The organism is Desulfovibrio sp. 3_1_syn3 (assembly GCF_000145315.2).
In the GTDB taxonomy this organism is placed as follows: domain Bacteria; phylum Desulfobacterota; class Desulfovibrionia; order Desulfovibrionales; family Desulfovibrionaceae; genus Desulfovibrio; species Desulfovibrio fairfieldensis.
This window is the reverse complement of the sequence record NZ_ADDR02000001.1, coordinates 240,312-255,429: the sequence shown is the minus strand read 5'-3', so window position 1 is coordinate 255,429 and position 15,118 is coordinate 240,312. Positions and strand designations below refer to the sequence as shown.

Genomic DNA, 15,118 nt, shown 5'->3' with positions numbered 1-15,118 from the left:
GGACGCCTGCTCTGGATTGGAGAAAAAGGATATGGAAATTCAGACCAATACAAACCCGTTACTGGATCCCTACGCTACCGGCCTGGAAAAAAGCGGCGAGGCCCGCGCCCGGGCCAGAACGGAAAGCCAGTCCGACGGAGAGCGGGGCGACACGGTGAGCGTCTCCCAGGACGCTCTGCTGCTGACCGAGGCCCGCCGCACCGCGCAGAATACGCCGGACGTGCGCGCCGACAAGGTGGAATCTCTGCGCATCCAGGTAGCCAACGGCACCTACCAGCCGGACAGCCGCCTCATCGCGGCCGGACTGGTCCGGGAGGAGCCGGGCCTCTTCCGAATATAGGCAACGTGTCTCCGTCCCGTCCGCGTCGTCTATTCGGCGACGGGCGTATGCACGATGTTTTTTCGCCGCTTCCCGTAAGGGGGGGCGGCTTTTTTCATCTGAAACATTTAACTTTGAACTGCTCCGGGCATGCTTCCTGCATAAAGGTTTACGCCGGTTCTCCGGCAAGGAGCATGCGCCATGAAATTGACGATCACCCGCCATTACGCCCTCTGGCTGGCCGTAGCGGCCCTGCTGCTCTGCTGGGCCCTGCCCGCCCAGGCGGTACGCATCAAGGATATCGCCACCTTTTCCGGAGTGCGCGACAACCAGCTCATCGGCTACGGCCTGGTGGTGGGTTTGGCGGGCACCGGCGACAAAAAGGATTCCGTCTTCACCCTCAGTTCCATGAAAAACATGATGGACCGGATGGGCATCGGCGTGAATTCCTCGGCCCTGAAAATCAAGAACGTGGCCTCGGTCATGGTCACGGCGCGCATGCCGGTCTCCTCCAAGCCGGGCAGCCGCCTGGACGTGACCGTCTCCTCGGTGGGCGACGCCACTTCCCTGCTGGGCGGCGTGCTGTTGCAGACCGCGCTCAAGGGCGTGGACGGCAAGACCTACTGCCTGGCCCAGGGGGCGTTGACCGTGGGCGGCTTTTCCGTCACCGGAGCGGCGGCCAGCACCCAGAAAAATGTCAATACCGTGGGCCTGATCCCCGGCGGCGGCATTGTGGAGCGGGGCATCCCCTTTGAGTTCAACCAGCAGGACAAGCTGACCCTGAACATGCGCGTGGGGGATTTTTCCACGGCCCAGCAGATCGCCGAGCGTCTCAACGCGGCCATGGGCGGCCCTTACGCCCGTGCCGTGGACGCCATGAGCGTGAGCGTGGACGTGCCCCCCCAGTACAAGAGCAATCTCGTGCCCCTGATGGCCTCGGTGGAGAACCTGGAAGTAACCCCGGACACCGCCGCCAAGGTGGTGGTGGATGAAAAGACCGGCACTGTGGTATTGGGCCGGGACGTGCGCATTTCGCGCGCGGCCGTGGCTCACGGCAACCTGCAGATCACCGTCCAGGAAAGCCAGCAGGTTTCGCAGCCCGGTCCCTTTTCCCAGGGCCAGACCGTGGTCACGCCCCAGACCGACATCAACGTGCGTGAGGAAAACCGCCGCCTGGTCATGGTGGAAGGGGCCACCCTGCAGGAACTGGTGGACGGCCTGAATGCCATCGGGGCCACGCCCCGCGATCTGATTTCCATTTTGCGCAGCCTGCAGGTGTCGGGCTCGCTGCATGCGGAGCTGGAGGTGATCTGAGATGACCGCGCCCCTCAATGCCGTCCCGGCCGCGATCCCGCCGGAAAGCGCCCGCAACGAAGGTTCCCGCCGCGAACTCCAGGCCAAGCTCGCCGGTCTGGGCGATCTCGGCGGAAAAAAGATTTCGCCTGAGGCCAAGGCCAAGAAGCTGCGCGAAGCCTGTGAGGGTTTCGAGTCGGTTTTCATCCAGAAAATGTGGCAGGAAATGCGCAATACCCTGCCCAAGAACGGCCTTCTGCATGGCCGCGATGAGCAGTACTGGCAGGACATGTATGATCAGGAATTGTCCAAAAGCATGACCTCGGCCGGCGGCATCGGCCTGGCGGACATGATGTACGAGCAGCTTTCGCGCAATCTGGTGTCGGCCAGCCGAGGCACCGCCGGATCGGGTCGCGGCGCGTCCTTTACGCCCACGGCGGCCCCGCTGCTGCAGGCGGCGCCGAAAACTCCGGAAGTTACGGCGGTTGCGGACGCGCCGTCAGCGGCCCCTGCCGCCCAGGCTGCGGGCCGTAGGGATGCCGTGCCCTCCGTCTATGACGGCGCGGCTCCGCAGAGCGGCGCCATGGACCGGCAAGCCGCCGCGTCCCAGGTGGCTGCCGCTGCCGACAACGGCGCGGACGCGCGCAGCGGGACAGAAGCCCTGAGTAATCCTGAAGTGGAACGGGCTTTGGCCGCCCTGCGGGCGCAGCAGGCCCTGGCCCCGCCCGCGCAGGGACGGGTGGAAGCCGTGCCCGCCGGACAGGGCGTGAGGCGGCAGGAAGCGTCTTACGGCCTGGAACTGGCGCAGATGGCCCAGCGTGAGGCCGGGGACAAGCTCGGCCCGCGTGCCGTGCGGCCTCCATTGCGGCATCCGGCGCGGCCCGACGGGGCCCTGCTTCAGAACGCGGCCTTTACTCAGGCCGCGCCGTCGGCGCAAAGCATGAGCCAGTCGGCCATGCCTGCGGGAACGCCCACGGCCGTGCAGGCGGCCATGTCTTTTGCGGGAGCCATCCCCGGCGCGCCTTTGGCGTCGGCGGCGCAGCCGGGGGTAATGCCCGCGCCGCAGACTCAGGGCCAGGGGCGGAATCCGGCGCAGGCCGCCGAGGCCGCGCCGCCAACCCGCACAGTGCGCTACACCACCAATATTCCACAGAAAGGCCGCAGGCGCGGCCAGGAGCTGATCCGCACCCTGAACACGGACGGCACCGGGCCGGGCAGCCGCGCGGGCGCGGGCCTGGCCGCCTATCATGCCGCCCAGATCCAGGCGCAGCCCCAACCCGCCCAGGACGCTGCCCAAAGCTCCGTTCGGAATTCCGTCCGGACTGTCGCCCCGGCTGGCGCGCAGGCGGCGAATCCGGCACAGGTTCAGGCCGCCGCACAGCCCGCGCCGCACGCCGGAGACCAGGCCGTGCCGCCGCTGACCGCACGTTCGGCGGAGGGCCGGAGCGCATCAGGCAACGGCGCGGCGGATTCCTTTGCCATCCCGCCGCTGACGGCCGGGGATCTGCGCGGCTAGTGAAATTGTTCTCATTTGAAAGGTGAGACGCATGCAACCCTGCGGGTTTTGCGGCGTCCAGGCCGCCGTGAGTCAGCGAAGCCCCATGTTTTTTTGCTGTGCGATCTTCACGCCCAATCGACAGGCAAGGCGTGACATCTCACTCGAAACGTTGATTCAGGTATGACCGTTTAAAAGGGCATGGATTTTGCTTGATCAGGATCAGGCGGCAGTTTCTGCCCGGCGCGCGGTATGCCGCCCGCAGGCGGCTCCCTGATCGTCAAGGCCAAGCGAGGCAGTATGTACCAGAGAATTAAGGAAAGTTTATCCCGCCAGGACAAGGCGCTCGCGCTGTTGCGCGATCTGCTGGAAGAGGAATACCACATCCTGCTGGCGCGCGACACGGACGGCGTGGTGGCGCAGGAATTTTCCGTCCAGGAGCTGATCCGTCAGCTGGCCGTGGAAAAGACCACGGTCATCAAGGCGCTGGACGGCGTGCGCGTGACGGAATACGCCCGCTCGCTGCCCCAGGAGCGGGGCGAGGCCCTGCTGGCGTTGTTCCGCTCCGTGGATCAGGGCGAGCAGGAGGTTTCACGCCAGGCCTCGCGCAACGCCCAGCTTTCCCTGGCGCTGCTGGACCAGAGCAGCCGCACGTTGCAGGCCCTGACCAGCAGGGCTATGCCTCCCAGAGCCGAAACCTACGGACGCAGGGGCGGCATGCGCCCTGAAATGCATCCCCAGGCGGCCATTATTTCCGGGAGGCTCTAAACCATGCTCTATGGTCTGCTCAACATCGGCCAGTCGGCCCTCAACGCCTCCCAGGCCTGGATCTCGGTCACCGGCAACAACCTTGCCAATGCGGATACCGAAGGCTACTCGCGCCAGTATGTGGACCAGCGCGACGCCGGCGGCCTGACGGCCAAGCCGGGCGCGCAGGGGCTGGGGGTCAACGCCCAGCAGATCATGCGTTTCTTCGACTCGTTCCTGGAGCGGTCCTACGTGCGCCAGGCCACCAATTCCGCGCGTTGGGACGAGCAGGACACCATCATGACCTCGCTGGAGAATATCTTCAACGAGTCCAACCGGGCGGGCCTCAGCTCTTCCCTGAACAAATTCTTCACCGCCTGGCAGGATCTGGCCCTGCGCCCGGAGGACGCGGCCACCCGCGAGAGCCTGCTTTCCTATGCCGACAACCTCAGCGACATGTTCGGCAGCACTATGGACGGCATCAAGGCCATCCAGAAGGAGATGGACGTTTCCATCGGCCAGACCGTGGACCGCGTCAATGATATCTCCAAGGCCATTGCGGATCTCAACCGGCAGATCACGTCCAACACCGTGGACGGCGTGAGCAATCCCAACAGCCTGCTGGACAAGCGCGATCAGTTGGTGCGCGAGCTGGCCTCCCTGGCGGACGTGGAGACCATCGACAACGGCAAGGGCAATTTCCGGGTGCAGCTGAGCAACGGCCAGCCCCTGGTGGACGGGCAGAACAGTTATGAGCTGAAGATCATGGGCCCGCAGGCCGAAAACCGGCTCTCGGTCAATTCCCCCTATAAGGGCTCTGTGCAGTTTGACGGCGCGGACAGCCATGAATACACGGTGGAGATCGTCAACGGCGGCAATGCGGGCGACGTGCCGCCGCAGTTCCGCGTTTCCCTGGACGGCGGCAAGACCTGGCTGCGCGACGACGACGGCAAGGAGCTGCATTACGACATTACGGACAGCGACGGCGACGGCACGACCGACCAGGTGCTGGTCAAGAATCTGAAAATTTCCTTCAGCGCGGCGGACAATTTCCACGCCGGAGACAAATTCGACATCATGCCCAAGGACGGCCTGTACTGGATCGAACCCACGCGCGGCCCGGAAAACATCACCCCGCAGATCGGCTTTGACGGCACGGACAACCTCAGCCGCCTCACCGGCGGCAAGCTGGCCGCGTACTACAATATCCGCGACGACAACTGCGGCCGCTACATGGACGAGCTGAACGCCGTGGCCTCTTCCCTGATCTGGGAAGTGAACCGCATCCACAGCCAGGGCTCGGGCCTGAGCATGCTGGATTACGCGCAGGGCCAGCAGCGCGTGGAAGATATCACCAAGGCCCTAGGCTCGGCCCAGGCTATCTTGCCCTTCTCGGACAAGCTACAGGCAGGCAACGTCAATTTTCATTTCTACGACAAGACCACCGGCGAGTACAACTCCTCCGGCATGCTGGATTTTGATCCGGCCACGCCGGGCATTCAGAATTTCGACCCCGACAAGCACAGCCTGGAAGACGTGCGCGACGCCATCAACAATATGGTGGACGCCGACGGCAACCCCATCGCGCCGCCGCCGCTCAACGCCAGCATCCAGGACGGCAAGCTGATCATTGAAACCAATCCCGCCGCCGATGTGACCTTCGGCATGGGCGCGGATTCCACGGGCCTTATGGCGGCCCTGGGCATCAATACCTTTTTCAGCGGGGACAGTGCGGACAATCTGGCCGTCAACAGCCAGGTGCACAGCAATGCCAACCTCATCGCCTCGGGCCAGGTTAACGGCCAGCATCAGGCCAATGCGGGCGACAACGTCACGGCCACGGCCATCGGCAAGCTGGCCGACAAGAAAATCACCATTTCCACCCTCTGGAAGACGGTGGATAATCAGAGCATTTCCGAATATTACGCCAACCTGGTCACCACCGTGGGCTCGGACCGGCGGCTTTCCAAGACCAATTCCGAGTACCATTCCGCCCTGACCAACGATCTGGCTGAGCGCACGGCTTCGGTGTCGGGCGTGAACATGGACGAAGAAATGAGCAATCTGATCAAATTTCAGCACTCCTACACGGCGGCGGCCAAACTGATCACCACCGCCGATCAGATGCTGCAGACCCTGCTCGGGCTCAAGCAGTAGGGCAAGGGCATTTCAGGCCTGACATGCCCGCGAGGATTTGCAAGCGAATCCTCCCCCTCAACTATGTCTTTTAAGGGTGGGCAAAGCCCGCCTGCGGCTGTTTGAGGTGTTAATTACCCCAGTGGAGGGCGTATGGCTATCCGCATTACCCAAAGCATGATGTACAGCGATATGGTCGGCCAGATGCAGAAAAATCTGGCGGCCTATATGGAAAGCAACGAGCAGGGTTCCACCCAGAAGAAGATCAACCGGCCTTCGGACGATCCCGCTGGAGCCTACCGCGTGCTGACCACCCGTGACGACCTCAATGCCACGGCCCAGTACCAGACCAACGTGGATACGGCCCGGGGTTGGCTGGAGCTGGCGGACAGCGTGCTGAGCACCCGGGTCAGCACGCTTTTCCAGGATCTGGAAAGTCTGGCCCAGCAGGCCAGCAATACCGAAATGTCCGCCGAGAACCGCAAGCAGATCGGTGAGCGGGTCAAGCAGATTTTCGGTTCGCTTCTCAATCTGTCCAACACGGAATTTGAAGGCAAGAGCCTCTTCGCCGGACACAAATACGACAAGAACGCCTTTGAGCAGGGCCTGGCCCTGACCAGTTGGGACGACAACTGGTCAGGCGACATCAGCCAGGGCAATTACAGCATTCAGGGCGCGTCCGACACGTCCATGATGCTCCAGTTCACCAGCGACGGCAATCTGAGCGACCCGGCTACCTACCGTTGGTCCAAGGACGGCGGCACCACCTGGAACGACGGGACCGTGCAGGTGAATGCGGGGCCTCCGCAGACATACGACATGGTGGCCGACGGCGTCACCGTGACCATGAAGCAGGACATGGCCGTCAAGGCGGCGGACGTGGACGCCGGGCCCGGAGCCGAAAACGGCACTCTGGTCTACATCCGGCCCACAGCCGTGTACCAGGGGGACGACAAGGACCCGCCGCCGGAAATGACCGTCATGGGCGGCCAACAGGGCCTCAGGGCCTCGGCCAGCGGCACGTTCAGCAAGAATATGCTGGTACGCATGGACGAGCCCGCTGCGGGCGTGGACCTGAACACCACGGGAGAGGAATTTACCTGGTCCTACAGCACGGACGGCGGCTCCACCTGGGTCACGGCCAAGGGCCAGACCTCCGGCGGCGGCACGGTGCGCCTGCCCGTGCCCGGCGGCTATATGGATCTGGACGCCACGACGGCGGCCGGGGGCACCACCGTGCCGGCGGGCGCGCAGGTCATGATCCATCCCTCCCGCGCGGATCTGAATTATGAAATCCTCAAGGATACTTATATCTCGGTGAACGGGATAGGCAAGGACATCTTCGGCGGCTATTACCAGGGCAAGCCCGCCATTGAAGGCGATGCCAATGTCTTTGAGGTGGTGGGCAATCTCATTGCCTACTGCGAAAACAACAACGCCACGGGCTGCGGCCAGTCCCTGGCCGCCCTGAAAAAAGCCCACGAGCGCATCACGACTGAGGCGGACCGCTACGGCGGCCTGGAAAACCGCGTGGAAATGGCCGCCGACGTGCTCAGCTTCCAGAAGCTGGACCAACAGGAGCGATTAAGCTATACTGAGGACATTGACCTGACTGAACTGCTGACCAAGCTTACCCGGCAGCAGCTCACGTACCAGACGGTGCTCCAGTCTTCATCCATGATCATGAAATTGAGCCTTGCCAACTATATTTAGAGCGGCGCTCCAGCCTGAAAAAACGGAAGATCAGAAAACCGCGAGCCGCTCCGTGAAAGTACTCCATATGGATAAGCCATGCTGATATTGACGCGACGCCCCGGTGAAAGCCTTTATCTGGGCGAAAACATACGCATAACCGTCCTGGGTATGCAGGGAAAACAGGTCAAACTCGGCCTGGAGGTGCCCGGCGATACCACCGTGTACCGCGAAGAGGTTTACAAGCGGGTCATTGAGGAAAACCGCCGCGCGCTGGCGACAAGCAACGAAGACTTCATGGTGGCAGCTGAACTATGGCACGAGACAAAGAAGAAATAGAGATCGACACCCGTCTTGGACGGCGCCGCATCGATACCGATAAAGTGATCCGCTTCCCCCACGGCCTGGCCGGATTTGAGGGCGAGCGGGATTTCATTCTGCTCCAGATCCGGCCCGAAGCGCCGTTGCTCATCCTGCAAAGCGTGACCGAGCCGCAGGTGGGCCTGCTGGTGGCCGATCCCTACAGCTTCCTGCAATCCTACCCGGTCATGGTGGGGGATGCGGAACAGCAGCTGCTCCAGATCAAACGCATGGAAGACGCGGCCATCCTGGTCACGGTTTCCATCCCGGCCGGAGAGCCGGAAAAGGCGGCCCTCAATCTCACCGGGCCCATCGTCATCAACCACAATGCCCGCATCGGCCTCCAGGTGCCCCAGAGCAGCGAAGGGCCGGCCCAGATCAACATGCATTCGCTCGAACCCATGGAGTCCGCTCCGGCCTCGCCGGAAGAGGAAAACGTGTCCGCCCCGGATTCCGGCACGGCCCCCGGCGCATAGCGCGGCTCCATAGCTCAAACTCCGCGTCGCCCGCGTGCCGCGGTAGCCGTTGGCAAGTCTTTGAGCCGGGCGGATGCCGACAGCCGCGCTAACACGCGGTTTTTCCGATGGGCTGAAACCGGACGTAATTTTTCTGCGAATTCTCATCCAAACGCGGCATTTTTTCCCACGCGCCATAATTCAGGGCCGCCCCTTACGGGAGCGGCCCTGTGGTTGCTGATAAAGCAATGCATCCATTTCAAACACGAATTGCTCCGGAAAACTTAGAGAAAATTAACGTTGAGAATTGATATTCTCAACGTTGACACTGCCTTCAGCCTGCGGTGGAAACACGGTCCCACCTTGGCTTCAGGCGCGGGCGTCTGCTTTCGCAGCCGCCGGAGCAAAGTAACTTTGAAAAGTTACTTTGCTCTAATCCAGGCCCATGGCCTTGCTGATTTTTTTGGCGGCTTTTTTGACTTTTTCCAAAGGAGTCTGTTCCCCGGCCTGTTCAAATTCGCGCAGCAGTTCTTCCTGTTTGGAGGAAAGGCGGGTGGGGGTGAGCACTTTGACTTCCACCAGCAGGTCGCCGCGCTCTCTGCGGCCGGGGTAGGGCAGGCCTTCGCCCGCCAGGCGCAACAGTGTGCCGCTCTGCACGCCCTTGGGAACTTCCAGGGGCAGGGGGCCGTCGATGCCCGGCACTTCCACTTTGTGGCCCAGGGCGGCCTGCACGAAGCTGATCTCCTGGCTGTAGATCAGGTTCTGGCCCTGGCGCTGCCAGCGTTTGTCCTGCTCCACGGTGAGCACCACGTAGAGGTCGCCGGGAGGGCCGCCGTGCACGCCCGCCTCGCCCTCGCCGCGCACCCGCAGGCGGGTGCCGGTATCCACCCCGGCGGGCACGCGCACCACCAGCTCGCGCGTGTCCGTGACAATGCCTTCACCCCTGCACTTGGCACAGGGCTTGGTGATCATCTGTCCCGTGCCTTGGCAGATCGGGCAGGGCATGGCAATCTGGAAAAAGCCCTGGGAGCGGCGCACCTGGCCCGTGCCGTTGCACTGGCGGCAGCTTTCCACCTTGCTGCCGGGCGCGGCGCCGCTGCCCTTGCAGTCCGGGCAGGTGACGTGCTTGGGCAGGGACAAGGTGATTTCATCGCCCTTGGCCGCCTGGGCGAAACTGACGGTCAGGTTGTAACGCAGATCCGCTCCGGCCATGGCGCGCGGACCGCGCGAAGCCGAGGAAAAGCCGAAGAGGTCTCCGAAAATGTCGCTGAAATGGGCGAAAATGTCCTCGGCACTGCCGAAGCCCCCCACGCCGCCGTTGCCCTGCACGCCCGCGTGACCGAAACGGTCGTAGCGGGCGCGTTTGTCCGGGTCGCGCAGTATGTCGTAAGCCTCGGCGGCCTCCTTGAATCGCTGCTCAGCCTCGTCGTCGCCGGGGTTGTGGTCAGGATGGTATTTCATGGCCATTTTCCGGTAGGCACGTTTGATTTCGTCCTCTCCGGCGGTACGGCTGACGCTCAAAACTTCGTAGTAGTCGCGCTGCATCATAATTTTCAGGTGCTTTTGCGTTTAGGGCAATTCACGTTTGAAATGAGTGAATTGTTCTGGTGGCCGCGTAAGCGGACATCCGTGCCCAAGTGCGAGAAAAGACCACGTGTCAGGTTGCTGTCGCCATCCCCGGCACACGGGCGGCGTAGAGTTTGAAATGTCACACATTTCAAATGCAAAATGCTGTAGTTCCGGTATGGCGCGCGCCCATGCTGACGTCTGTCCCCCGGCTCGCCGCGCGGACCGGGGGACAGAGGGGGCACGCGGATCAGACTCCGCTAGCCCTCGGTATTGGGCGCGCCCTGCCCGCCGGACAGGGGGTTGTACAGACTTTTGTCGTCCGGCATGACCTTGCCGGCGGCAATTTCACGCAGGGCGGTAACCACTTCCTTATTGCGCGTTTCCAGCAGGGGTTCATACCCTTCGCGGTACTGGTGTACGCGTTTGATGGCCATCTGCACCAGCAAGAAACGGTTGTCCACGCGTTCCTGACAATCTTCCACAGTAATACGGGCCATGCTGCCTCCGTGTCCGGCCGACCTTGACGCGCCGACCGCTGTTCCGGGAAATCCGGTTGAAAAATAATACCGCCCGGCCTGTTGTAAAGAGGGCGGGCGAACGAATGCGCCTGAGTACTAGGGCTTTGCCTGCTGAAATAAGATATGATAGGGGGGGGATTGCGATCTGTCAAGGACCAACCGCCGCCGGACAGTCCGGCGTTTTTCGGAGGAGCCATGCGTTTTGTCTGCCTGTTCGCAGCCATGGAAAAGTCGTCCGTGCCCTCGGGCCAGAGGGAGGATCGCCCGTGAGCCGCGAGAAACGCTCCTTCGCCCAGGAGGTCTGCGTCAAAAGCGCGGGCAAGGCCATGCAGAAAACCGGCATGCTTTGGCCCGGCTGTCGGGTGGGAGTGGCCGTATCCGGCGGCGTGGACAGCTTTGTGCTGCTCAAGACCCTGAAAATCCGCCAGGGTATTGTGCCCTTTCGCTTCGAGCTCATGGCCGTGCATCTCAATCCCGGTTTTGACCCGCACAGTCATGCCGCCCTGCTGCCCTGGCTGGCCCGCGAGGGCATTCCCGCCCATCTGGAGGTGACGGATTATGGGCCGCAGGCCCATTCGGAGCAGAATCTGCGCCGCTCGGCCTGCTTCCGTTGCGCCTGGCTGCGGCGCAAACGCCTGTTCGAGCTCTGCGCGCGCTACGGTTTGACCCATCTGGCCCTGGGCCACAACGCCGAGGATCTGGTGGAGACGTTTTTTCTGAATCTCTGCCGCAACGGCCGGGTGGACGGCATGAGCATGTGCGAGCCCTTTTTCAACGGCGGGCTGCGCCTGATCCGGCCGCTTCTGCTGGTGGAAAAGAAGTACATCCTCAAGGCCGCCCGGCAGTGGGAACTGCCGGTCTGGGCCAATGCCTGCCCCTCCGCAGGGCACACGGCGCGCAGCGCCATGGCCGAAACCTTGTCCGGCCTTTACGGCCTGACCAAGGATGCCCGCCGCAGCATATTTAACGGCCTGATCCGCTGGCAGCTGGATAAAAACAGCCTGCCCGAGGAGCCGGACGGCGGAGCGGAGGACGCGGCGCGCTGAGCGGGGACGTCATACTGCGAACATCAGGGGGGGAGTCGTCATGCCCGGGTCACGAGACATGGAGATGGCGGCTGCGGCATGTTTCCCGCAACACGCCGGGCGGATTATTGCCCTGGCGGGCAATGCCCTCACCGGAAAGGAGAGGGGTGCCGAAAGCGTGCGGATCACGCGGAAGAGGAGCTGGCGGACGTGCTGGACCGTTATATTCAGATGGACGACATGCCGCGGAAACCGGCGTGAAGCCCGGATTTAGTCGGAGTACAGGTATTTCACCAGCGTTTTGTTGAAGAAGTTGAACACCCCGTCGGCCATTTTGGTGATGGCCCCGTTGCGCTGCTCCAGATAGTAGACCGCCGGATCGTCGGGCAGCATGAGCAGGCGGTCGCCGGGGTTATAGAGATAAAATTCGCCGATGATCAGGGCGTCCGAGCCGGGCATGACAATGGGCCCGAACTCGGCGGCCTTCACGGACAGGCCCGCCATGGAAACGGCGGCGCAGCGCGTGAGCAGTTCCCTGAGTTCCTTGGAAAAACCGAATTCCAGCTTTTTCTCCAAAGCCGCCACCGCCTCCGGGCTGAGACCCGGCGCGGCCTTCAGGTCTTCAAATTCGCCCACGGCCGCGTAGAATTCGGGCAACAGAGCCTGCAGGGCCCGCTTCGCCGGGTCTTCGGGGGCGTTGGAAGCGCCGGGAGCGGCGGCAACGGAAGAAGCGGGGGACGTGGGGATATTCTCCGGCATGGGCGTTTTCTCCTTGCTGCGGGTGCGCTGCAACGCAAGCCGCAAAAAGAACCATACACGTCTGCCGCCGCATTGTCAGCAATGGGAGAGATGCCCGGCGGGGCGGATATCTCTTGAATCGAGGAGTCAGCCGCATGGGCAAAGGATTTGCCGTCCTCCGTGCGTGGCAGGCCCGGAAAATCATTTGCCGCCCGCGCATTGACAGGGGCCGGAGCGCACCCTAAACTATCCGCTCCATGCTGCTCGGCAAATACCACATCGTCATTTTCAAGGAAGGGCGCAGCGGCAGCCGCAATCTGCGGATGCGTGGCTGGTTCTGCTTCACGGCCGGTCTGCTGATCCTGGCCTTGATCGCCTGCAACGCCTGGCTCTGGCGGGCCTGGCTTCAGGCGCGCCATCTGGATGAGAATCTGAACAACGCCCAGCGGGTCATTGAGGAGCAGCGCCGCCAGATCGTCAACCTGGCCGGGCGGATCACCGGCGTCAGCCAGGATTTGCAGCGCGTGCAGCGCTTTGATTCCAAGCTGCGGATGATGATGAACATGGAAAAGGACCCGGCCGAAGTGGGCGGCGCGCCCGGCGATTTTTCGCGCGCCTATCTGCCCCTGCACCGGCAGGAACTGGCCGCGCGCAAGATGCAGGATTTTCTTTCCCACCTTTCCGAATCCGTGCGCCTGGAAGAAGTGCGCCAGCAGGATCTTTTGCGCGCCCTGCGCGAAAACCGCGACGCCCTGGCCTCCATGCCGTCCATCTGGCCGGTGGTGGGCTTTATTTCCTCCAGTTTCGGCGGACGTTCCTCGCCCTTCGGCGGCGGAGGCCAGTTCCACAAGGGCCTGGACATCAGCAATCGCATGGGCACGCCTGTTCTGGCCCCGGCCCAGGGCGCGGTGATCCTGGCCGCGCGCGACGGCGCCTACGGCAACAGCGTGGAAATCAACCACGGCGGCGGCATCGTCACCAAGTACGGGCACATGCAGCGCTGGGCCGTGCAGCCCGGCCAATGGGTCAAGCGCGGCGAGATCATCGGCTACATCGGCATGAGCGGCCGCACCACCGGCCCGCACCTGCATTACGAGGTACGGCTCAACGGCGTGCCCGTGAATCCCATGCGCTATATTCTGGAGTAGGCCCCGCCTCGGCTTTCGTGTCTCCTTATATTTATGTATAGCTTTGACTATTGCGGAACAGGGCGGCCCTGGCGTATACTGAATAATACGCTGTCGGCACGTTCCGCGCGTATCCACGCCCTACAGCATTTTGCGTTTGAAATGTGTGCATTTCAAACGCTACGCCGTCCGTATGCTGCGGAAAAAACGCCGTTTTTCCTTGCACTTGGGCGCGGGTGTCAACTCACGCGGCCCCCAGAGCAATTGTTCATTTCAAATCTGAATTGCTCTGGAGCGTGAATCTTATTCAACCTTGCGGAGGATCAGGATGGCCAAGATCGGTGATGTTTCGCTCATCCTCAAGTTGCTGGCCGGGCTTGTGCTCGGCGCGCTGCTGGGCTTTGTGGCCAATGAGGCCGTCATGGACGTGGTGGTGTCGTTGCGGCATATTTTCGGCCAGATTATTTTCTTCCTGGTGCCGCTGGTCATTGTGGGCTTCATTACCCCGGCCATTGTGCGCCTGGGGCAGAACGCCAGCAAGATCCTGGTGGTGGCCGTCTGCCTGGCCTACGCCTCCTCACTGGGCGCGGCTCTGTTTTCCATGGGCTCGGGCTACTTGGTCATTCCGCACCTGTCCATCGCCACGGAAACGGAGACCCTGCGCAAGCTGCCGGAAATGGTCTTCCGCCTGGACATTCCGCCGCTGTTCAGTGTCATGAGCGCCCTGGTCACGGCCCTGTTCTTCGGCGTGGCCATCGCCTGGACCAAGTCGGAAACCCTGGGCAAGGTCTTTGCCGAACTGGAACGGATCATGACCTGGCTGGTGACGCGGGTGCTGATCCCCATTCTGCCTTTTTTCGTGGGCCTTTCCTTCATGGGCCTGGCCTATGAGGGCTCGCTGACCAAGCATCTGCCCATTTTCGTGACCATGGTGGCTCTGGTGATCTTCGGCCATTTCATTTGGCTGACCGTACTGTATGGCATCGCCGGGATCGTGTCGGGCCGCAATCCTTCCCAGGTTTTCCGCTATTACACGCCCGCCTATCTTACCGCCGTGGGCACCATGTCCAGCGCCGCCACCCTGCCCGTGGCCCTGGAGTGCGCGCGCCGCTCGCCGGTGCTCAGCCGGACCATGGTGGAATTCATGGTGCCGCTGGGCGCCACCGTGCATCTCTGCGGCTCGGTGCTCACGGAGACCTTTTTCTGTATGACCATCAGCCTGATCCTTTACGGCACGCTGCCCTCGGTGGGCACCATGCTGCTGTTCTGCGTGCTCCTGGGCATTTTCGCCGTGGGTGCGCCCGGCGTGCCCGGCGGCACGGTGGTGGCCTCGCTGGGCATCGTGACCGGCGTGCTGGGCTTTGACCAGACCGGCGTGGCCCTGCTCATCGCCATCTTCGCCCTGCAGGACAGCTTCGGCACGGCCTGCAACGTCACCGGCGACGGCGCTCTGACCCTTATGCTGGACGGCATCTTCAACCGCCACGGCGAATTGGGGCCTTTGCAGCACTCGGGGACTAGTGTTTGATTGCAAAAATTGAGAGCATAAATATGCTCTCAATTTTTGCAGGATCGTCAGCGGAAAAGCGTGGTTTTTCGCTGCCCCACGGCGGCTACGCCGCCGCAAAACCCGTGGGGTTTTGT

General features: G+C 62.6%; 14 protein-coding genes. 11 read left to right on the top strand and 3 right to left on the bottom strand.

Features of this window, described 5'->3' with window-relative positions; translation table 11 throughout:
• Nucleotides 1-31: 31 nt before the first annotated feature.
• The 8 genes from flgM to fliW all read left to right on the top strand — a co-directional run bounded on the left by flgM (nucleotide 32) and on the right by fliW (nucleotide 8,518).
• Complete coding sequence (gene flgM, locus HMPREF0326_RS01020; protein WP_009302828.1) at nucleotides 32-340, top strand: flagellar biosynthesis anti-sigma factor FlgM; 309 nt, start codon at nucleotides 32-34, stop codon at nucleotides 338-340.
• 180 nt (nucleotides 341-520) lie between these two features.
• Complete coding sequence (locus HMPREF0326_RS01015) at nucleotides 521-1,633, top strand: flagellar basal body P-ring protein FlgI (RefSeq protein ID WP_008682057.1); 1,113 nt, start codon at nucleotides 521-523, stop codon at nucleotides 1,631-1,633.
• Between the two features lies 1 nt (nucleotide 1,634).
• Nucleotides 1,635-3,128 carry a rod-binding protein gene (locus HMPREF0326_RS01010; protein WP_008682055.1) on the top strand — a complete coding sequence of 498 codons (1,494 nt, stop codon included), beginning with the start codon at nucleotides 1,635-1,637 and terminating at the stop codon, nucleotides 3,126-3,128.
• Nucleotides 3,129-3,359: 231 nt separating this feature from the next.
• A complete protein-coding gene (locus HMPREF0326_RS01005) occupies nucleotides 3,360-3,875 on the top strand; it encodes a flagellar protein FlgN (RefSeq protein ID WP_008682054.1) in 516 nt (171 codons plus the stop codon).
• A gap of 3 nt (nucleotides 3,876-3,878) precedes the next feature.
• A complete protein-coding gene (gene flgK, locus HMPREF0326_RS01000; RefSeq protein ID WP_008682053.1) occupies nucleotides 3,879-6,011 on the top strand; it encodes a flagellar hook-associated protein FlgK in 2,133 nt (710 codons plus the stop codon).
• A 132-nt stretch (nucleotides 6,012-6,143) separates the two neighbouring features.
• Nucleotides 6,144-7,703, top strand: a complete 1,560-nt coding sequence (gene flgL, locus HMPREF0326_RS00995) for a flagellar hook-associated protein FlgL (RefSeq protein ID WP_008682051.1) — start codon at nucleotides 6,144-6,146, stop codon at nucleotides 7,701-7,703.
• A gap of 78 nt (nucleotides 7,704-7,781) precedes the next feature.
• Nucleotides 7,782-8,021, top strand: coding sequence for a carbon storage regulator CsrA (csrA, locus tag HMPREF0326_RS00990; RefSeq protein ID WP_008682049.1), 240 nt, complete (start codon nucleotides 7,782-7,784; stop codon nucleotides 8,019-8,021).
• On the top strand, nucleotides 7,997-8,518 hold the full coding sequence (gene fliW, locus HMPREF0326_RS00985; RefSeq protein WP_008682047.1) for a flagellar assembly protein FliW: 522 nt from the start codon (nucleotides 7,997-7,999) through the stop codon (nucleotides 8,516-8,518). The genes csrA and fliW overlap by 25 nt, the downstream gene beginning before the upstream one ends.
• 411 nt (nucleotides 8,519-8,929) lie before the next feature.
• Here fliW and dnaJ read toward each other — a convergent pair whose 3' ends face one another.
• The gene (dnaJ, locus tag HMPREF0326_RS00980; protein ID WP_009302832.1) at nucleotides 8,930-10,045 is read right to left on the bottom strand and encodes a molecular chaperone DnaJ; all 1,116 of its coding nucleotides are present in this window, start codon (nucleotides 10,043-10,045) and stop codon (nucleotides 8,930-8,932) included.
• 278 nt (nucleotides 10,046-10,323) lie between these two features.
• Entirely contained in the window at nucleotides 10,324-10,563 is a 240-nt protein-coding gene (gene rpoZ / locus HMPREF0326_RS00975; RefSeq protein WP_008682042.1) for a DNA-directed RNA polymerase subunit omega, read from the bottom strand.
• Nucleotides 10,564-10,850: 287 nt separating this feature from the next.
• Between rpoZ and HMPREF0326_RS00970 the strand changes: the two genes are divergently transcribed.
• Nucleotides 10,851-11,630 carry a tRNA lysidine(34) synthetase gene (locus HMPREF0326_RS00970; RefSeq protein ID WP_008682040.1) on the top strand — a complete coding sequence of 260 codons (780 nt, stop codon included), beginning with the start codon at nucleotides 10,851-10,853 and terminating at the stop codon, nucleotides 11,628-11,630.
• Between the two features lie 249 nt (nucleotides 11,631-11,879).
• Here the strand turns inward: HMPREF0326_RS00970 and HMPREF0326_RS00965 are convergent, their stop codons facing one another.
• Complete coding sequence (locus HMPREF0326_RS00965) at nucleotides 11,880-12,368, bottom strand: SMI1/KNR4 family protein (protein ID WP_009302833.1); 489 nt, start codon at nucleotides 12,366-12,368, stop codon at nucleotides 11,880-11,882.
• 236 nt (nucleotides 12,369-12,604) lie between these two features.
• Between HMPREF0326_RS00965 and HMPREF0326_RS00960 the strand changes: the two genes are divergently transcribed.
• Together HMPREF0326_RS00960 and HMPREF0326_RS00955 are read left to right on the top strand one after the other, a co-directional pair.
• On the top strand, nucleotides 12,605-13,495 hold the full coding sequence (locus HMPREF0326_RS00960) for a M23 family metallopeptidase (protein WP_008682035.1): 891 nt from the start codon (nucleotides 12,605-12,607) through the stop codon (nucleotides 13,493-13,495).
• 307 nt (nucleotides 13,496-13,802) lie between these two features.
• A complete protein-coding gene (locus HMPREF0326_RS00955) occupies nucleotides 13,803-15,002 on the top strand; it encodes a dicarboxylate/amino acid:cation symporter (protein ID WP_009302834.1) in 1,200 nt (399 codons plus the stop codon).
• The last annotated feature ends 116 nt before the right edge of the window (nucleotides 15,003-15,118 follow it).